This is a genomic window from Chloracidobacterium sp. (assembly GCA_016715795.1).
Lineage (GTDB): Bacteria > Acidobacteriota > Blastocatellia > Pyrinomonadales > Pyrinomonadaceae > OLB17.
In genome coordinates this window covers 2,013,079-2,032,063 of sequence record JADJXP010000002.1, presented here as the reverse complement: position 1 = coordinate 2,032,063, position 18,985 = coordinate 2,013,079, and the positions used below count along the sequence as shown (strand labels likewise).

General features: G+C 55.4%; 20 protein-coding genes. 11 read left to right on the top strand and 9 right to left on the bottom strand.

Annotation, left to right across the window (positions count from 1 at the left end):
- The first annotated feature begins 448 nt into the window (after nucleotides 1–448).
- Both IPM59_14385 and IPM59_14380 read left to right on the top strand, forming a co-directional pair.
- Nucleotides 449–922 carry a hypothetical protein gene (locus IPM59_14385; protein ID MBK9216755.1) on the top strand — a complete coding sequence of 158 codons (474 nt, stop codon included), beginning with the start codon at nucleotides 449–451 and terminating at the stop codon, nucleotides 920–922.
- Between the two features lie 162 nt (nucleotides 923–1,084).
- Nucleotides 1,085–1,399: an MmcQ/YjbR family DNA-binding protein gene (locus IPM59_14380; protein ID MBK9216754.1), complete on the top strand. Its 315-nt coding sequence runs from the start codon at nucleotides 1,085–1,087 to the stop codon at nucleotides 1,397–1,399.
- Between the two features lie 31 nt (nucleotides 1,400–1,430).
- Here IPM59_14380 and IPM59_14375 read toward each other — a convergent pair whose 3' ends face one another.
- The 9 genes from IPM59_14375 to IPM59_14335 all read right to left on the bottom strand — a co-directional run bounded on the left by IPM59_14375 (nucleotide 1,431) and on the right by IPM59_14335 (nucleotide 8,172).
- Nucleotides 1,431–1,970, bottom strand: coding sequence for a hypothetical protein (locus IPM59_14375; GenBank protein ID MBK9216753.1), 540 nt, complete (start codon nucleotides 1,968–1,970; stop codon nucleotides 1,431–1,433).
- Nucleotides 1,971–2,266: 296 nt separating this feature from the next.
- Complete coding sequence (gene vsr, locus IPM59_14370; protein ID MBK9216752.1) at nucleotides 2,267–2,677, bottom strand: DNA mismatch endonuclease Vsr; 411 nt, start codon at nucleotides 2,675–2,677, stop codon at nucleotides 2,267–2,269.
- Between the two features lie 3 nt (nucleotides 2,678–2,680).
- Nucleotides 2,681–3,670 carry an NgoFVII family restriction endonuclease gene (locus IPM59_14365; GenBank protein MBK9216751.1) on the bottom strand — a complete coding sequence of 330 codons (990 nt, stop codon included), beginning with the start codon at nucleotides 3,668–3,670 and terminating at the stop codon, nucleotides 2,681–2,683.
- Nucleotides 3,667–4,761 (bottom strand): DNA cytosine methyltransferase, encoded by a 1,095-nt coding sequence (locus IPM59_14360; GenBank protein MBK9216750.1) that lies wholly within the window; start codon nucleotides 4,759–4,761, stop codon nucleotides 3,667–3,669. Before IPM59_14360 ends, IPM59_14365 begins: the two co-directional genes overlap by 4 nt.
- A gap of 80 nt (nucleotides 4,762–4,841) precedes the next feature.
- Entirely contained in the window at nucleotides 4,842–5,537 is a 696-nt protein-coding gene (locus IPM59_14355) for a helix-turn-helix transcriptional regulator (protein ID MBK9216749.1), read from the bottom strand.
- A 66-nt stretch (nucleotides 5,538–5,603) separates the two neighbouring features.
- The gene (locus IPM59_14350; protein MBK9216748.1) at nucleotides 5,604–6,005 is read right to left on the bottom strand and encodes a type II toxin-antitoxin system VapC family toxin; all 402 of its coding nucleotides are present in this window, start codon (nucleotides 6,003–6,005) and stop codon (nucleotides 5,604–5,606) included.
- 2 nt (nucleotides 6,006–6,007) lie between these two features.
- Nucleotides 6,008–6,271 carry an AbrB/MazE/SpoVT family DNA-binding domain-containing protein gene (locus IPM59_14345; GenBank protein ID MBK9216747.1) on the bottom strand — a complete coding sequence of 88 codons (264 nt, stop codon included), beginning with the start codon at nucleotides 6,269–6,271 and terminating at the stop codon, nucleotides 6,008–6,010.
- Nucleotides 6,272–6,378: 107 nt separating this feature from the next.
- Entirely contained in the window at nucleotides 6,379–7,386 is a 1,008-nt protein-coding gene (locus tag IPM59_14340) for a GHMP kinase (protein ID MBK9216746.1), read from the bottom strand.
- A 42-nt stretch (nucleotides 7,387–7,428) separates the two neighbouring features.
- Nucleotides 7,429–8,172 carry a DedA family protein gene (locus IPM59_14335; protein ID MBK9216745.1) on the bottom strand — a complete coding sequence of 248 codons (744 nt, stop codon included), beginning with the start codon at nucleotides 8,170–8,172 and terminating at the stop codon, nucleotides 7,429–7,431.
- Between the two features lie 180 nt (nucleotides 8,173–8,352).
- Here IPM59_14335 and IPM59_14330 point away from each other — a divergent pair, with 180 nt between their 5' ends.
- The 9 genes from IPM59_14330 to IPM59_14290 all read left to right on the top strand — a co-directional run bounded on the left by IPM59_14330 (nucleotide 8,353) and on the right by IPM59_14290 (nucleotide 18,984).
- Nucleotides 8,353–9,279, top strand: a complete 927-nt coding sequence (locus IPM59_14330; protein MBK9216744.1) for an ROK family protein — start codon at nucleotides 8,353–8,355, stop codon at nucleotides 9,277–9,279.
- A 240-nt stretch (nucleotides 9,280–9,519) separates the two neighbouring features.
- Complete coding sequence (locus IPM59_14325) at nucleotides 9,520–10,179, top strand: cytochrome c3 family protein (GenBank protein ID MBK9216743.1); 660 nt, start codon at nucleotides 9,520–9,522, stop codon at nucleotides 10,177–10,179.
- 114 nt (nucleotides 10,180–10,293) lie between these two features.
- A complete protein-coding gene (locus IPM59_14320; GenBank protein ID MBK9216742.1) occupies nucleotides 10,294–13,548 on the top strand; it encodes a TAT-variant-translocated molybdopterin oxidoreductase in 3,255 nt (1,084 codons plus the stop codon).
- Nucleotides 13,549–14,997 carry a polysulfide reductase NrfD gene (nrfD, locus tag IPM59_14315; protein MBK9216741.1) on the top strand — a complete coding sequence of 483 codons (1,449 nt, stop codon included), beginning with the start codon at nucleotides 13,549–13,551 and terminating at the stop codon, nucleotides 14,995–14,997. It begins immediately after the preceding gene.
- A gap of 13 nt (nucleotides 14,998–15,010) precedes the next feature.
- Nucleotides 15,011–15,544: a DUF3341 domain-containing protein gene (locus IPM59_14310; GenBank protein MBK9216740.1), complete on the top strand. Its 534-nt coding sequence runs from the start codon at nucleotides 15,011–15,013 to the stop codon at nucleotides 15,542–15,544.
- The gene (locus tag IPM59_14305) at nucleotides 15,531–16,250 is read left to right on the top strand and encodes a cytochrome c (protein MBK9216739.1); all 720 of its coding nucleotides are present in this window, start codon (nucleotides 15,531–15,533) and stop codon (nucleotides 16,248–16,250) included. Before IPM59_14310 ends, IPM59_14305 begins: the two co-directional genes overlap by 14 nt.
- A 1-nt stretch (nucleotide 16,251) precedes the next feature.
- The gene (locus IPM59_14300) at nucleotides 16,252–17,472 is read left to right on the top strand and encodes a hypothetical protein (GenBank protein MBK9216738.1); all 1,221 of its coding nucleotides are present in this window, start codon (nucleotides 16,252–16,254) and stop codon (nucleotides 17,470–17,472) included.
- A gap of 4 nt (nucleotides 17,473–17,476) precedes the next feature.
- Complete coding sequence (locus IPM59_14295; GenBank protein ID MBK9216737.1) at nucleotides 17,477–18,019, top strand: hypothetical protein; 543 nt, start codon at nucleotides 17,477–17,479, stop codon at nucleotides 18,017–18,019.
- A 113-nt stretch (nucleotides 18,020–18,132) separates the two neighbouring features.
- On the top strand, nucleotides 18,133–18,984 hold the full coding sequence (locus tag IPM59_14290; protein MBK9216736.1) for an SCO family protein: 852 nt from the start codon (nucleotides 18,133–18,135) through the stop codon (nucleotides 18,982–18,984).
- Nucleotide 18,985 lies beyond the last annotated feature (1 nt).

Below are 18,985 nucleotides of genomic sequence, written 5' to 3'. Positions count from 1 at the left end.
CGGCTGATAGCGATTTTGTATCGACACGTAAGCCATTTGTCGCGCAAAAAACCCTGAATTTGGCATATGTGTATCGACACCGTCACCGCCGGTTGATAACGCCGCTAATAAGGTCGCGAAGCTGCCGTAATAATAATAGATATGAAGGCGATCATTCTGGCAATCAGCTTCCGGCCGCCAGATATGAGCCGGAGCGATCTGCCGACGGCCGAAGGCTGATCGCCGGAAGCCGCTATGGTAATGGTTCAGTTTGAAATTGTGATCGCCTCTCCGATCTCTGCGAAACTCTCTCCGCTCTCCGCGTGGAATGTTTGCAAAGGTTTTTTCCACGCAGAGAACGCAGAGAATGAAACGCAGAGTTTGCGGAGAGGCGGTTTTTCAAACTGAACCACTACCCCACTATTGCATACTTGACACAGACGCAAATCTGTGCTAACGTGCATTTATCATGAAAAGAAACTGGAAAGAGCTGCCGAAGGACGATACGGCGGCGGCGTGGGCGGGGCTCTATGTGACGATGAATCCGAAGGGGCGGATATCGATGTCGCGGGTGACGTATCACCGTGTGGGGGCTCCGGCGGCGTTCCTGATACTGTTTGACGCGGTGAACAACGTGATCGGCCTCAAGGCGACGCACCTCGCGGCCCGCAACGCCTATCGACCGTGCGCCGTCAATTCGAATGGCGGCCGCGCGATATTCGCCAACCGCCTCATCAACGAATACGCCATCCGCCTGCCCGATACCATTCGATTCCAGGACCCCGAGATCGACCAGGACGGCGTGTTGGTCCTCGATCTGCGCACTGCAAAGATATCGGAGCGGTCGTGGAAGGTGAATGGGCGGCGGAAGCGAGAGCAGTCGCAGCCGCCGGCGGCCGTACCTTCCGATCTGTCGCCGCAGGTGACAACTTCAATAGCGTAGGGTGCAACCCTACGTTGGCGATGCGCGAACGATCCGTCCCTGTATGGGACGAATCCGACGCGTCGATATTGTTCCCTTACAGGGAGCGTGAGGCTTGCTGCTGTTTCCGTAGGGTTGCACCCTACGCTATTATAGGTGTCCCCGTCAGGGACAGGAGGTGCTATGACCGCTGAGGAATTTAGGGAATTGGCTTTGAGCTTTGAGGGCGCGGTCGAGGGATCGCATATGGGCCATCCGGACTTTCGCGTGGCCGGCAAGATCTTCGCCACCCTCGGCCCCGACCTGACCTGGGGAATGGCCAAACTCACCCCCGACCAACAATCCGACCTCATCCGCCAGCACCCAAAAACCTTCGAGCCCGCCCCAGGCAAATGGGGCGAAGGCGGAGCGACCAAAATAATCCTAGCGCACGCCGACGCCGAAGCTGCTGGCGAAGCGATAACGCTCGCGTGGCAAAACACCGCCGTGCGAAGCTAGCCGCTTATTCTTGAGAGTTATCGGAATTGTCCTACAGGGTCGACAAAAGAGCGGCCCAATCAGCCCGCGTCTTCGGAAGGGCACCGGTTCGGACGATGTAGCTCGGTTGGATCGTCGTTTTTTGGCCGGGAAGTTCGGTCTCTAGTTTTGTGCGTAAGAGCCGAGATTTCTCGACGAACCCGCACACTTCTGCTTTCATCTCCGCGAACTGAGGAATTTTAGATCTAAGCGATTTTAACGATTTGTGATCACGCAGGAACCGGATCAAATGGTCAAAATACAAATCAACCCGCGAAAAAACATAGATATCCGATGTTCTAGTTGCATCGGTAACTTCTTTCTCGGGTACGATGAGCCACACGTTCTTCAATTTCGACGTCTTTATGGCGACCCGTTGGCGAATTGGGTTGAAAACGCGGCCACCCTTTCGCGGTGGGGCTATCTCAACAATATCCTGGCCGACGACAGCGGATCGCATCGCAAAATCCAACGATATCTCGGTATCGAATTCACGGAGGAGAAATCGCTGTAATGCGATCTCGCCGAGCTTCCCGATTACAAAGTCCGTCACGAACTTTCCTGCATCCCGTTGCGTGGCGGTCCCGAAGTTCGAGCTCGAGGAGTACGCATAAAAGCTCTCAATAGCAAACTCTAGGCATTGAATGTAGTCGTTTCTGTTGAGGCTAACGGAGGCGAAGCGATGTTGCTTTAGCCACTCTTCAAATCGATCTTCTCGGATTCCTTTGTACGGTTCCTTTTCTAATTCACGACCTACCTTTATATAATTTTCGAGATATTTAGGCGGAAGCCCTGCCATTTCTGCGGCCACATCAATACTCAGTCCTTTTCGCATAAACCCGGGTATTCTTATTTAGAAAGGAACGCTAGGAGCCGCGCAGCAAGTCTCTCAATATCCTTAATTTGACATTCCCAGACAATCATCGTTTGCCATCCGTGTTCAGTATATCTAATTCGATTAGCGCGATCTCTGGTCCTATTTCGGGCGATCTTTTCGCTCCAGTATGAGGCATTCGTCTTGGGGCTCACCCGTCCGCGCTTGCAATTATGACCATGCCAAAAGCATCCGTTCACAAGTATGATCTTTCTGTACCGTGGAAGCACAATGTCGGGCTTTCCCGGCATATTGGGATGATGCAGTCTGAATCGATATCCACGGCTGTGTAATAAAGAGCGAACCAACATTTCGGGCTTCGTATCACGACTCCGAATGAGGGTCATGTTCTTGCGTCGCTGCTCCACGGTCAGGTTGTCGGCCATATATCAGACAGCGTTACGGAAATCCATGAAGTAAGTCTCGTCGTCGATCTTGTAGAAACAGACATCGGAACGGCCATAGTTTTCAAGATCTTGCCTTGTGACGGCATCATCGAGCGGGACGCCAAGTCGCCTGCGAAAATACACGCCGATTTCGCTGTTATTGTGTGGCGTGTGGATAGCCTTCCCGTTCTGTTGCGCCCTCGTGCAAATCATTACTTTTCTATCATCGGTTAGTACCGTAAAGTGGACTGCGACTGGAGGGAAGAAATCTCCATGATAGATACTAGCTGGAAGCTTAATGTAAGCCTGATTAGGCTCTCGCCCCTCACGTTGGCCCCAATTCAGCCCCGAAGTTTGCGGTAATTCTCCGTCATTAGCCAAAAATGAAACGCAACGCCTCGGTAGGCCCGCGAGTTCTTCAAGCCCTACCAACGTCTGCTGCAGTTCCGCTTCTTCTGAGGCTTTGGCCATCTCTTGTCGCCTGAGTATTTCTTTATCATTATAGACCTGCACAAGATGTTCGGCATCATTGTGATCACAATAGATTGTTTCCGGAACAATGCTGTCAAAATAGTCGAAGCTGTCAACGGGATCACACGAAACCACGAGTTCACGTTGTTGCCCAAAAGCCTGCTGAGTATAATTCGCAGAGCCGGCAAAGGCCCTAAATGGTTCCCCTTCTCTCAGCCAGATATAGAGCTTAGAATGAATGCTAGGCGGACGATGTACGTAGCTACACTGAAATGTTCCGGCAAAGTCATCGGTAACAAGTTTCTGAAATCCCCTGTGGTTTGTGAGAGATATTCCATCAAACGGCGTCATGCCGATGACGAGGTCGAGCAGAAGCGGCCGCTTCCATTCCCTGATGGTTTCAAGGTGCCGGAACGCCATCGCTGAAGTGGCGTACGCTGACAGGATGCAAAGCCGATCACCTCCGTCAAGAATAGGCTTCATCAGGACATCGTGAAAAATTGTGTCCTTGTCGATAATCATGCCGCGAGGCTCTCAAGACGCACTGGTAAGGCTATGTTATTTTCGATTGCCGCATACTTCACCCCGGCGAATGTCTTCAGGATTGATTCAAAAATTATTTGCAAGCCTCTCGGTGGCACGGCCATTCCGATCTGCTTTCTAACACTCTGTTTCGAGCCGTGAAAGACGTAGGTATCCGGGAATGTCTGAAGCCTTGCTCGTTCACGGTTTGTAAGGGCTCTGTTTTCCTCCCAGTGGTAAACATAAGTGCCGCCTCCGCCGCTTCCAGTAACCGTATAAGATGGCTTGTTCGGGTCGAGTCGCTTATAAATCACGCTAATTGATGCAGACTTCACGTTGAGACGCAAACTAGCAGGCAAATCTGCCGTAAAAGCGTTTTCGCCAGGCTTAATGTGCTTTAGCCGGTCGATCACGGATTGAGATTGGTTGGTTAGTTCGTGGTTTGGTGCATTGTCAGGGATTGGCGGCACCGTAAGTGCGGTTCTAGCGGTAACATCTATCTCAGCATACGGTTCCGGAGACGGGACTCGAAACTTCAGGCCTAGCTCGCGTTTTATGCCGACGATAATGATTCTATGTCGAGCCTGCGGAACGCCGTACTTTTCGAATTTATATAGGTGTGGAACAACATCATAACCAGCTCCTACAAGTTCTTGAAGAATTTTCACAAGGGCCTGACCGTCATTCGAATTTCGGAGGCCGCCAACGTTTTCCGCGAGAAACCACTGCGGCGAAAACCGGTGAAGAGCCGTGACTCCGTATTCATACAGCGGTCCAAAAACTCCGTCAATCCCCTTCTGCTCACCTACCACACTAAAATCGTTACATGGAAAACCAAATGCTAACCCGTCGATTGCGGAGATATTTTCTAGTCTCGAAAAGGGCAATCTGCGTATATCAGCGCACACAACGCTGTCCGGATTGTCAGGGCATATGTTTTGGCGGAACGTATCGCAAGTGTCCCTATCGTAATCTGTGGCCCAAGCGTGCCCAATCGAGAATTCCGCTCCGTTCAAGTTGAGCTTTGCCGATTTCGCTGCGAGCCCGATTCCACCCGGGCCGCAAAAGAGTTCACCAAGTCGAAAGTTCATGGTTGTGTTGAGCCTCGCGTTGAGGGATTGCTGTCGACTCATCATACACTAGTCGGTCGTGTTGCGACAATGAAACGAGTCTAATTGTCGGCATAGTGGTCAAGGTGATCGGGCGAAAGGTCGGTGAGTAGGTGCCAGTGTTTGGCTTCTTTTGTGCTGTTTTGAGCGAGCCAGTTTCGTTCGGCTTGGGTCATTGTTTCGTTACATAGCGTAGCTTTCTTTTCCAGCTTTGAGGCCGCCAGTTTGTCCTCGACCGTTGCGAGCTTTTCTGCAGCAGCCGCTTTCCCATACCTTTTGGCCATTCGTTTGGCGACGTTGGTCACAAATCCGAGCCGGTTTTGCAGATCGTGGGCTTTGGCGGTCATTACGAGCGCGTTCCAATCGAGGTCGGGGAAACTGAAGAGGAGCCAGGGCAGGGCTTCGACAAGGCGGGCGGCGCGTTTGTCGGAATTCAGGCCGGAGAGCAGAACGTCGGTTGGGTTCTTCTGGCGTGAAGGCTTCAAATACGCAAAGCCCGGGTAGCCGAGGGTAGCGAGGTCCGTGGTTAGTTGGTCGTCGGTGACGGGGGCGACCTTGTATTGGGCGGCGAGGGACGGGAGTTCGGTGACGGAGAGGTTGAAAGTTTTTACGGCGCGTCGTTTGAGCACGGGTGTGAGCGGTCGGTCGCCGTTTTCGAGCAGGGAAAGGTAGGGCTGCGAGACGCGGAGATAGCGGGCGGCCTGTTTTTGGGTGAGGCCGGAGCGTTTGCGGTGTTGATGTAGTTGTTGGCCGGTCATGTGAATATTACTGGCTTGTAATATTATCGGAGTCAACGAATGACTTGTCAACAAGAATGTGCGAGATCAGAGCCATTCGATATCGATCTCGGATTCGACTTTTTTAAACTCGCGATCACCGGTGATGAGGGTGGCGTCGGTTTGTTTGGCGAGGGCGGCGGCGAAGCAGTCGGCGTAGGAGATGCCGCCGCCGGTCTTGTAGCGGGCGGCGATCTTTGCCATGGCCCAATCGGCATCAAAGATATCGATCCCCAGGTTGCGAATGACGGCGATCGCGCGGTCGGCATTCTCGGCGCCATTACGCAGGGCAATGATGTACCAGACTTCTCCGGCATTCACGGTAGAGATGGCGAGTGACGAGCCCTGAGCGTGGGCCGCACTCAGTATGTCGATGACACGTTGAGTTGCCGCTTCGCCTTGCAGGTAAGCGATCAGCGGCCACGAATCGAAAACTATCCTGGGCTGCATTGTCATTTACGCCCGGTTCGTTTGATCTTGCGCTCTTCGCGTTCCCTGTCGAGCTTTCGCTCACGCATCAGATCTTGCAGGAGGGGGGTGCCGCGAAACATCCCGGCCATCCGTTCGATGTAATCTCGCGTGACGGGCGTGAGAATGATCTGCGCGTTTGCTTCGTCGAGCTCGACCTGGATACGCGTGCCCGCGGTGATGCCAAGCTTTTTACGGACGGCGGACGGAATGACGACTTGGCCTTTAGTTGTAGCTGTTGTCTCCATTGGTAATGCCATAGACAAAGAGTATCACACCGTCAAAAAGTAAGTCGATAGGCAAATGTATTACTATTGGGCATGGCAGGGTGCTTGACACAGAGACAAATGGGCGGCTACGAGATCTTGAGCGTTAGGCCGTTTGGGTCGAGATGCCAGGCAAGGACACGCGCTCCCGGCTGAGCCGAGAGAGCGTTTTCGACGTCGGGGCGTCGGCCTTCGTGGCAGTAGAAGGCGATGCACCCGCCGCCGCCGGCGCCCAAGACTTTGGGTGCGATGGCGCCGTTCGCGAGCGCAGTGTCGATCAGGTGGTCCATTTGGGGCGTCGTGATGTTTGGCGACAGGCGTCGGCGTGCCGGATGGCCTGCTGCAAGTATCTCGCCGACGGCGTCCCAATCGCTGTTGAGGAGCGCGATTCGCATCGCGACGGCGGAATCGCGAATGCCGTCGAATATCTCGAATATCTCGCGGTCGCCGTCTATGTGGCGTTTGGTGACGTCCCAGTTGTTGATGCCCGAGTTGCGTGGCTCGCCCGTGTAGCACACGACTATGCGCGATTCGAGTGTCTTGGTATCGATGTCGAGCGGTTCGCGGTCCATGCCCGCCGGGCCGAAATGGATGCATGCCGTGCCGCCGTATTGGGCCGAGTAGTAATCCTGATAGCCCGTGGGCACGCGTATGACCTGACACTCGACGGCCGCGGCGATGGGAATGAATCGCTCGGACGCGTAGCGGTCGCCGACGAGCTTATTGAGGGCCGCGATGCAGGCGATGTTGAGTGTCGAGGACCCCGCAAGGCCCGCGCCGGCGGGAGCTTCGGAGCGGGTTGTCATGTGAAAACCGGTTTCGGGGCGGAAGAAATAGACAAGCTTTGAGAGCAATTCGAGCTGCGGCTCGTCCTTGAGCGATGCGATGTCGTCGAGCGTCGTCTCGACCGTAGCATTCTGGTCGATCGATTCGAGGATGATGGATCGATCGTCGCGGGTTTCGATACGGCAGTGAGCACGGATCGAGAGCGCGAAATTTACCGTCGCCGCACCCTCGTGAAACAAGAAAAGCGGCGGAATATCGATCGTGCCGCCGGCGAGGTCAACACGGGTTGGGGCAGAGGTCTCAATGATCATTTATCAGTGAACAGTAAACAGTAAACGGCGACAAGTAAAGAGTCAGGATTTGTTTTCGTGTGTTTCGACGGCGGTCTTTGTTTCCACCCCGTCGCGGCTCGGCTCGCGGGTGAGGTGGAGACGTTCGCCCAGGTCGTGAAGTTTCTCCTGCGCGACCTCTTCCACGGCGAGCAGTTTTTCTTCGATCTTCTGGATCGTCTCAGGCATCGCGGCCTCGACGCGTTCGCTGAGCCAGTAGCGTTCGAGCACATAGAAGACGATTATCCCGATCATCACGATGATGAACAGAGCGATCCCGATACGCTGGTAATCACCGATCAGAGACGTGATGGCTCCGCTGAAGAAGTATCCGACGCTTGAGAGCAGCAGGACCCACAGGAAACAGCTCAGGGCACTCAAGCCGAGAAACCGTCCGAAGGTCATCCGGCCGACGCCGTAAAAAACGCACATTGCGACGCGGATGCCGTAGATGTATTTCGAGATGATGATGGCCGAGCTGCCAAACTTCTCGATCAGCTTCTCGATACGCGGCTGGGCGACCTGGTAGAAGCGATAGTCCTTTGCCTGTTCGTGAAAGATGCGGCCGACCCCGTAGCCGATGCAGTCGCCAACGATGCCGCCAAGCGTTCCGAAAAAAATCACCTTAAAATAACTGTAAGGCCCAAAGAAACCGCTGTGAGCGAGAATCCCCGAAAGCAGGAGCGTCATGTCGCCCTCGACCGTACACAAGGCAAAGACGGCGAAGAGGCCCCATTCGGCAACGAGTTCGTAAAACTGTTGTTCCATAACGCTCGGCCTATTCGTGTGCCGGACAGCCTTTCGCGATCAGTGCATAATGAGATTAGCCCTTAAGCACGCGTCGCGTCAAAGCACTTTCACGGCTTCAGAGGTCGGATGGCGTGTTTGACAGTGTCGTTGCCACTGACTAAAATCGCGGTAAGTTTCGGGCAGGAATACCAGAGAACTATGTCTGAGCCTTCAGGTGCCGCTAATGGCCGATTGGGCATCGAGATAACGTCAACGACGCTAAACGCGGCGGTAGTAGGTAAAAGCGAATCGGTGATCGAGACGCATTCGACTGCGATCACGGACGCGGCCAATGTCGTTTCGCAGGTCGTGGACCTCGCCACGGGAATGACGACGCGGCACGGAGCATTTGCCGGCGTGGGTATCGCCGTGCCAGGCCTCGTTGATCGAGCGAGCGGCCGCGTTGCGTATTCGGCAAATATTCCGGAGCACTCGAATATCGATCTTGGCCGTGAGGTGAGTTCAGCGATCGGTGTCGATGTCTTTGTTGAGAACGACGCCAACGCCGCCGCGTATGGCGAATATCGCTCCGGCGCAGGGCGCGGAAGTCGCAACCTTTTCTATGCGACGCTCGGCGAGGGCGTGGGCGGCGCGTTCATTTTCAATGGTGAGATCTGGCGAGGGGCCTCAGGCTACGCCGGTGAGTTTGGGTATGTGACGATCAATTCCGAGGGGATGCGCCTCGAGGAGGTCGCATCGGCCGCGAGCATCCTGAGGCGGACGCGAAGCCGCTTTCACCAGGACAGCACGTCATCGCTCAATAAGCTCGGTGAAGAGGGCATCAGGCTGGGTGACATCATCGCTGCGGCTGCGAAGGAAGACGATTTTGCACAGATGATGTTGGGCCGGACCGGAGTATATGTCGGTTCGGCGATAGCGAGCGTTATCAATCTGCTCAATATCGAGAAGATCGTCATCGGCGGCGCCATAATGGAGGCCAAGCATATAGTGCTGGATGCGATCATCGAACGGGCAAAGGAATTCTCGTTTGCTCCTGCATTCGACTCGACAAGTATCGTCGAGGGCGAACTCGGTCCATCGGCCGCGGCAATTGGTGCCGCCTACCTGAGCCGGCAGTCGACGTAATTTTAGCAGGATTAATCCGGCTTATAACTTTGGCTAATCTGTGGGGCCTTGCATCGTTGAGGACGGTTTCTTATTTTAGGATTTGAGCGATTTGCGGATCTTAGGACTTTTAGTAGAATCATACTGTTTTACGGTTACGAATTCTTAACAATTGGTGTGGGCCGTCAGCCAAGGTCCTGATAACGCGGGATGCGGAGGAGCCCGGTTGTAAGAGTTTGTCCGTGCGCATCTTGAACCGGTATGGCACAGTTTTTCAGAAAGAGCGCGAATAACATTGCCCGGATCAGCATCGTTGCCGCGGTCGTGGCGGCCGGCACGGCCTTTTTTGCCTATACGCAGATCGCCCGCTCGTCGTACCTAACCGGCCGCTATGTCGAGAAGCAGCAGCCGGTCCAGTTCAGTCATAAGCATCACGTCGGAGACGACGGTATCGATTGCCGCTATTGCCACCAGACAGTAGAGACGACCGCGTCGGCGGGAATGCCTTCGACGCAGACCTGCATGAATTGCCACAGCCAGTTGTGGGCGGACAGTCCGTATCTGGAACCCGTGAAGGCCAGTTTCCGCGACAATAAACCCATCGAATGGGAACGCGTCCACGACCTTCCGGAATATACCTATTTCAATCACAGCATCCACGTAGCGAAGGGTGTCGGCTGCTCGACGTGTCACGGCCAGATCGACAATATGCCGGCGGTATTTCAGGAGAATACACTGCTGATGGAATGGTGCCTGGCCTGTCATCGCGAGCCTGAAAAGTTCATTCGGCCGAAGAGCGAGATCTATAACATGCAATGGCAGGATGGCGATGCGGACGAAACCGAACGAAAACAGCTAAAGGCAGACTATAAGATAAGGAGCAGAGAGATGATGACAAGCTGCTCGACCTGCCACAGGTAAGGACAAGAATGCAAAATTCGGAATGCAAAATTCAAAATGCAGAACGTGGCGGCAATGCTGAGTGCGTAGTGTATTTTGTTTTGAATTTTGAATTTTTGTTTTGAATTGACTTTTATGCCCAGCCCTGAGAGCAAACAGAATTTTGCCTTGCTTCGTGACAAGATATTGTCACAGAACGGCAAGGAATACTGGCGCAGTGTCGAGGAATTTGTTGACGCGCCGGAGTTTGAGGAATTCGTCGCACGCGAGTATCCCCACGAGATCGAGGAATGGGACAACTCGCTAAGCCGCCGCAATTTTGTAAAGGTGATGGGCGCGTCGCTGGCCTTTGCGGGGCTTACGGGCTGCGTCATCCAGCCGGCTGAGAAGATCGTTCCCTATGTCCAGTCGCCCGATGGCATGCTGCCGGGCGTGCCCAACTTCTTTGCGACCGCAATGTCGCTCGGCGGCGTCGCCACGGGACTGCTTGCAAAATCGTTTGAGGGTCGTCCGATCAAGGTCGAGGGCAATCCCGACCATCCCGGCAGCCGCGGCGCGACGGATATCTATGCGCAGGCGTCAGTTTTGGGGATGTATGATCCCGACCGGTCACAGGAGATCAGCTTTCGCGGGAGTTCAAAGACGTGGGAGGCCTTCATGGGCGAACTCCGCACCGCGATCGAACAGAACCGCGGCGACGGCGGAGCCGGCATCAGGTTCCTTACCGAAACGGTTACGTCGCCGACGCTGATCGACCAGTTCACAAAGCTAAAGGCAGAACTGCCGAATGCTAAATGGGTGCAGTACGAGCCGGTAAATCAAGACAACGCCATGGCCGGAGCGCGGATGGCGTTTGGCTCGGCGGTGCAGACGATCTACAAGTTTGACAAGGCCGAGCGGATCTTGTCGCTCGATCACGATCTCTTTTCGGGCTTTAATGTCGGTTACATCAAGGATTACGCCAAGGGCAAGCACTTCTCGGAAGAGCACAAGGACATCAACCGTCTTTATTGTGTCGAAACGACGATAACGCTGACCGGAGCAAAGGCCGATCATCGGCTTGCGGTAAAGCCGAGCCAGTTGAGCGACGTTGCCAAGGCGATCGCTAAGGCCGCCGGTGTTGCCGGTGCTAATTCGACATACGCGGAGAATGCTCAGTGGATAGCCGGTGTTGCCAAGGACCTCGTCGAGCACAAGGGCAAGTCGCTCGTCGTGGCCGGCGATAATGCTCCGCCGATCGTCCACGCATTGGCCCATGCGATCAACGCGACGCTCGGGAACGTAGGTGAGACAGTCGTTTACGCCGATCCATTTTCGCCGGGCACGGAGAAGACGCAGGTCGAACAGCTTCGCGAGCTTGTTGCCGACATCGATGGCGGCAAGGTCAGGATGCTCGTAATGCTTGGCGGAAATCCGGTCTACAATACACCGTCTGACCTTCGGCTCGACCGTGCTCGGCTCGATAAAGTGCCGATGCGCGTCCATCTTGGACTCTATTTTGATGAGACGGCGGAGCAGTGTCACTGGCATGTCGCCGAGAAGCACTACTTTGAGGGCTGGAGCGATGCACGTGCTTACGACGGAACGGTCTCGATCGTCCAGCCGCTGATCGCTCCGCTGTATGACAGCAAGAGTGTCCATGAGGTCGTGCAGTTGTTCTTTAAGGAGAACTACGACAAGAAGGACATCGATATCGTGAAGGCATACTGGCAGACGGCAAACATAACGCCCGTCGTCGCCGCAAAGGCCGAGCCAAAAGCCGCTCCTACAGCAAGTAACACAGAAACGAAAACTGAGCCCGTAAAGGAAACGCCAAAGGCGTCGCCGGCCGCACCTGCTGCCGGTGCGGCGCCGCGAGGCTTTGAAGACAACTGGCGAAAGGCCGTTCACGACGGTTTTATTCCAAACACGGCCGCGACGGCAAAGACCGTAACCGTTAATGCCGCATTTCTCGGCCAGTCGGAGACCAAGCCTGCGTCGAGCGGTTCGATCGAGATCTCGATACTGCCGGATCCGAGCGTTTATGACGGCCGATTTGCCAATAGCGGCTGGCTGCAGGAGCTTCCGAATCCGCTCAATAAGATAACCTGGGCGAACGTCGCCCTCGTGAGCCCTCGAACGGCAAAGAAACTCGGTGTCAATCCGGGGAATGATCCCCGCGAAATGGTTGGCGGCGAGCAGGGCACCAGCTTTATTAATACATACGGCGGTAATCAGTTCTCGGACCTCGTGACGATCAAATACCAGGGCGGTGAGGTCAAGGCAGGCGTGCCGATGTGGATCTCGCCCGGCCAGCCCGATGATGTCGTGACGATCTTTATGGGCTACGGCCGGACGCGGGCCGGGCGTGTCGGGACGGGCCTTGGCTATAACGCATTTGACGTAAGGCGCTCGGACGCAATGGATCACGGCTTTGGTGAGGTTGCCAAACGCGGCGAGACGACGTCGATCGCGTCAACCCAGATCCATTTCAATATGGAAGGCCGCGATCTGCTCCGTGTGTGGGACCTGGAAGAGTTTGAAAAGAACCCGGCCATGGGCCACCAGCACGATGAGTACCCGATGTCGATGTATCCGACCGAGCAGCATCAGGAAACCTACGCCAAGAACCACAAATGGGGAATGACGATCGACCTCAATTCGTGCGTTGGCTGTAATGCGTGCGTCCTGGCCTGTCAGAGCGAGAACAACATTCCCGTTGTCGGTAAGGAACAGGTTGACCGCAGCCGCGAAATGCACTGGATGCGCATCGACGCCTACTACGGCGGCGATATGGAACACGCCGAGGGGCCAAATTTCCAGCCCGTGCTGTGCCAGCAATGTGAACAGGCCCCGTGCGAAGTGGTATGCCCTGTCCACGCGACCGTTCACAGTGCCGAGGGGCTCAACGACATGGTGTATAACCGCTGTGTCGGAACGCGTTATTGCTCGAATAACTGCCCTTACAAGGTCCGTAGGTTCAATTTCCTCCTATATCAGGATTGGGACACGCCGCAGTATAAGCTGATGCGAAACCCTGAGGTCACTGTCCGCAGTCGCGGTGTGATGGAGAAGTGCAATTATTGCACGCAGCGTATCGCAGCCGCCCGCATCGAGGCCGAAAAGGACGGCCGTCCGGTCCGCGACGGCGAGGTGGTCACGGCCTGCCAGTCGGTGTGCCCGACGGACGCCATCACCTTTGGAGACATGCACGACAAGGACAGCAAGGTCGCCAAGACGAAATCGGACCATCGAAATTACAAGCTTCTGAACGAACTGAATACGCAGCCGCGGACCACCTATCTTGCGGGGCTAAAGAATCAGAATAAGGAAATGCCGGACTATAAGGCGCCGAAAAAGGACGACCATGCGGCCCCGGCAGCCAAATCGACGGGAGGAGACGCGCACTAAATGGCGGCAGATAAGGAACTCCAGCAAAAACTCCACCCGGCGATGGTCGAAGGCGACCACACCTACGCGTCCGTCACGGACAAGATCAGCGACGTCACGCTCAAGAAGCGCACGCCGTTCCACTGGTTCATCGGGTTTGCGATCGCGTTCATGGTCGCGCAGCTCCTGCTGTTCACGACGATCTGGCTTCTTGCCAAGGGCATTGGCATATGGGGCACTAACCAGCCTGTCGGCTGGGCCTTCCCGATCATCAACTTTGTCTGGTGGATCGGTATCGGGCACGCCGGAACACTGATCTCCGCGATCCTGCTGCTGCTCAACCAGAAGTGGCGAACGTCGATCAACCGCTTTGCCGAGGCGATGACGCTATTCGCCGTGGCGTGCGCGGCGATCTATCCGGTTTTCCATACGGGCCGCCCGTGGCTGGCAGCCTATTGGCTGTTCCCGTATCCGAACACGATGGGCCTGTGGCCGCAGTTTCGCTCACCGCTGATATGGGACGTCTTCGCGGTCTCGACCTACGCCACGGTCTCGCTGCTGTTCTGGTATGTCGGACTGATCCCCGATCTTGCTACGCTGCGCGACAGGGCAAAGAATAAGTACTTCAAGTTCGTTTACTCGATCTTGTGCTGGGGCTGGCGCGGCAGCGCGCGACACTGGCACCGTTATGAGTTGGCATACCTGATACTCGCCGGCCTTTCGACGCCGCTCGTCCTTTCGGTCCACTCGATCGTGTCCCTGGACTTCTCGGTGTCGCAGATACCGGGCTGGCATGCCACATTCTTCCCGCCGTACTTTGTTGCGGGTGCGATCTATGCCGGTTTCGCGATGGTACTGATCCTGGCCATTCCGCTGCGTCATCTGTATCGGATGAAGGACTTTATCACCCACCAGCACCTTGTCTATTGCGGCAAGGTGATGCTGGCGACGGGGCTTATAGTCTTTTACTCCTACATAATGGAGTTTTACTTCGGATGGTACAGCGGCTCGCAGTATGAATGGTTCATGGTGAAGAACCGCATCTGGGAGGGGCCCTACTGGCTCTTTTACTGGATGCTGATCGTTTGCAACGGCCTGTCGCCGCAGCTTCTCTGGTTCAAGCGGTTCCGCGAGAGCGAGTTTTGGCTCTTCGTGGTCTCGGTGATCGTCAGCATCGGCATGTGGCTTGAGCGGTTCGTGATCATCGTGACGAGCCTGCACCGGGACTTTCTGCCGTCGTCATGGGCGATGTACAGCCCGACGATCTTTGATATTTCGATGTTCGTGGGCACACTCGGGTTCTTCTTTACCTTGATCTACCTGTTCGTCCGATTTGTGCCGGTGATCTCGATATTTGAGGTGAGAACGCTGTTGCCCGAGGCAAATGTTCACGGCCATCAGCAGGATTTTGACGAGAGCGTGCTCGAGATCGAATACACGTACGATAAGACGGATCCGCCGAATGAGTAGGCAGTAGGCAATTATGGCTGAAAAGCTACATGGAGTAATGGCCGAGTTTGACACGGCGACCGAACTGGTCGACGCGGCGAGAGCGGTGCGCGATGCGGGCTATCGAAAGACGGACGCATTCTCGCCGTTTCCGCTGCATGAGATCGATGAGGCCTTGGGCATCAAGCGCAGCGTGCTGCCGTTCTTGATATTCGCCGGCGGCCTGACCGGCCTGCTGACGGGCCTCGGCCTGCAGTATTTCGTTCACGTTTATGATTTTCCGATCATCGTCGGCGGCCGGCCGCATTTCAGCCTGCCGGCGTTCATTCCGCCGATGTTCGAGCTGACGATCCTTTTTTCGGCATTCACGGCTGTCTTTGGAATGCTGTTCCTCAACGGGCTGCCGTCGCCATATCATCCGGTATTCAATATCCCGAGATTCGCGCTTGCGACGCGAGAGAAGTTTTTCCTGATCATCGAATCCGACGATCCTAAATACGACCACGACGAGACCCGTGCATTTATGGGGACCTTGGGCGCACAGGAGGTGTTCGATGTTCCTGAATAGAAGTCAGAAGTCAGAATTCAGAAGCCAGAAAGGAAGGATCGGCATCTACGGTGTCATTCTGATCTCTGCCTTCTCTATCCTCACTTCGGCGTGTGGCGTGCGTTTCGACATGCAGGACCAGCCGCGTTACAAGGCGTACAAGAAGAGTGATTTCTTTGCTGACGGCCGGGCTTCGCGCGATCAGGTTGAGGGAACCATCGCCCGCGGCCAGCTACGCGAGAATAAGGCGTTCTACACCGGTAAGATCGACAATCCGGACGCGAGCGCGCCGGTGCAATCGACGACCGACGCAACCGGGAACACGCTCGTAACGACATTTCCGAACTCTATTGATGAGTTTCCAGTTCCGGTGACAAAGGAGTTGGTCGAACGCGGCCGCGAGCGATACAACATCTACTGCATCGTCTGTCACGGACCCGTAGGGAACGGTGACGGAATGGTCGTGCGTCGCGGCTTTCCCCAGCCGCCGACGTATCACGATGACCGGCTTCGAAATGCTCCGGTGGGACATTTCTTTGATGTGATCACGAATGGCTGGGGCAAGATGAGCTCATATGCTTATCAGGTGCAGCCGGCGGATCGATGGGCGATAGTGGCGTATATCAGGGCGCTTCAGGTCAGCCAGAATCCGGAAGAGAATTTGAGGAGCATATCGGCACCAGCACCTCCGAAAACAGGCGATACCGCCCACGGAGGCAAACCGTAAGATGACGAATCTCGATAATTACCAAGCTCCTGCCGTGATCAGCCGCTGGCGAGCGCTTGCGCTCGGTATCGGCGGCGTCGCTCTGATCATCTGGGCGGTAGGGTTGTACTTCAATACGGAACAGGCACTGCGGTCTTGGCTGCTCGGATTCATATTTTGGGGCGGAATCGGTATCGGCTGCCTTGGCGTGCTCATGCTCCAATACCTGACCGGCGGGGCGTGGGGCGTGGTCATTCGCAGGGCACTTGAGGCCGGAAGCCGGACATTGCCGCTGATCATCCTGCTGTTTGTACCATTAGCGATAGGCGTCTATACCAGAAACATATACGAATGGACCCATCTGCCGCCGACCGATCATGTGATGGAGCATCGCGGTATCTTTATGACGCCGTGGGCGTGGGTCGGGCGCAGCATCATATATTTCTTTTTGTTCTACATCATGGTCTATCTGCTCAATAAGTGGGGCAGCGACCAGGACAAGACCGATTCGGTCGAATCTTCGCGGCTGGTACTCGAAAAGGCATCGCGCTTCTCCGGCCCGGCGATGGTCATTTATTGCCTGATCGTCACGTTTGCCGCTGTTGATTGGGTGATGACGCTCGATCCGCACTGGTTCTCGACGATCTGGGGGCTTCTTTTTGTCGCCGGTTGGGCCCTGAGCTGTTACTGCTTTATGGTAGCTCTTATGGCCTACCTGCTGGATACGGCGCCGATGAATGCGGTGCTCGGCAAACGCCATTTTCACGATCTCGGCAAGCTCATGCTCGCTCTCGTGATGGTCTGGGCATATTTCAATTTCTCGCAGTTCCTCATCATCTGGTCAGGGAACATCCCGGAAGAGACCGGCTGGTTTCTCGTCCGGATGAAAGGCGGCTGGGGCTGGATGGGAGCGGTCCTGATCATCTTCCATTTTGCGTTCCCGTTCGTGGTGCTGCTGCAGCAGGATTTCAAGAGGCGTGCAAAGTGGCTCGCCGGCATTGCGATCTTTATTCTTTTTATGCGGCTCGTAGATATGTTCTATTTGGTCGGGCCGTCAGCGCGTGTTGATCCGCGCGGCATCGAGGCCGGGGCATTCTATGTGAGCTGGCTCGATATCGTGGCCCCGATAGCGATCGGTGGTATCTGGCTTTGGTGGTTCTTCGGGCAGTTGGCAAAGCGGCCGATCGTGCCGGCAAGGGACCCGTATTTCGAGGGTGCGATCAAGCACGGTCGGGGGCATTAGCAATATGTCATCAAAGAGAAACAACGATCCGGGTGAGGACATGAATAAGGCGTACGAAAGTAACGAGATCCAGCTCAAGGGCATCGTGTACTTTGCCGGCGGACTCTTGGTACTGATCGTTATCACCTTTGCCCTGATGTGGGCCCTGCTCGATGTGATGCAGGACGTTCACCGCGAGGAGAACGCCCGACAGCCGAATCCGATGCTCGAGAGCGACAAGGAGCGTCTGCCGCCCGAGCCGCGCCTGCAGCTCGCACCGGGATTCGGTGTTGAATCACAAAAAGGCTGGGTGAATATGGAGCTTGGTGCTCCGCAGGCCGAATATCGTGAATTGAAGAAGCAGTGGGACGAGCTTTGGGAACACGGGCTTAAGGACCCGAAGACAGGGGCCGTGACCATAATGCCGATCGAGCAGGCGATCGACCGCTTTTTGGCCCAGAACGTAAAGGCGAAGACCGGCGAAGAGGCCGAGAAACAGTTCAAGGCGTCGCACACGATCATATCTGATTCGAGCGCAGGTCGGATGGCGTCGGAGATCCATCGTTAGTGTGAATAGTGAATAGCGGAAGAATAAAAGTCTCTGAGTTCTTGAGCCGTCACGGTTTCCGGCGGCGGCTTAGGTGCGGCCTCCTTCTGACACTGTTCGTCGTTCAATGTTCGTTGTTTACTGCCTACGCGCAGAAGACCGAGCATTACAATTCGCCGCTCTATTCGCCAAAGGTATACGATCCTTCGGCGGCGGCCTCGGCCACCAGCGGACTGCCGGAAGCTTTGAAAACTGTCGGGATCGAGCAGAAGCTCGGCGAGCAATTGCCGCTCGACACCGAGATGAAGGACGAGACCGGCAAACTCGTCAAACTCGGAAGCTTCTTTAATAATGGCAGGCCCGTGATCATTGCTTTTGTCTATTACGAATGCCCGATGCTGTGCAATCAGGTGCTCAACGGCCTGACCGGTTCGCTCAAGGGCATTAACCTCAACGTCGGTAAGGACTTTGACGTTGTGGCGATCAGCTTTGACGCTCGCGAGTTTGATTCGCCTGACGTCGCGAAAGCCAAGAAGGAGGGATACATAGAACGTTACGGCCGTCCAGGATCCGAGAACGGCTGGCACTTCCTGACCGGTACCCAAACGTCGATAGACGCCGTGACAAAGGCGGCCGGTTTCGGCTACCAGTGGGACGAAAGGACGCAGCAATTTGCTCACGCCGCCGCCGTGATGGTAACGACGCCGGATGGCAGGCTTTCGCATTACTTTTACGGAATCGACTATGCTCCGCGCGATCTAAAATTCGGTCTCATGGAATCTGCCGATAATAAGGTCGGCAGCGCCGCGGAGCAGCTATTGCTCTATTGCTATCATTATGATCCGGCGACGGGCAAATATGGCTTGGCCATCCTTAGAGTAATGCGGGCGGGCGGCATTCTGACGCTTATTGCCATGGGAGCGATGGGGTTCATTTTTTGGAGACGGAACAAGAAGCGAGTGAATAGTGGCAAGTCCGATCACTGAC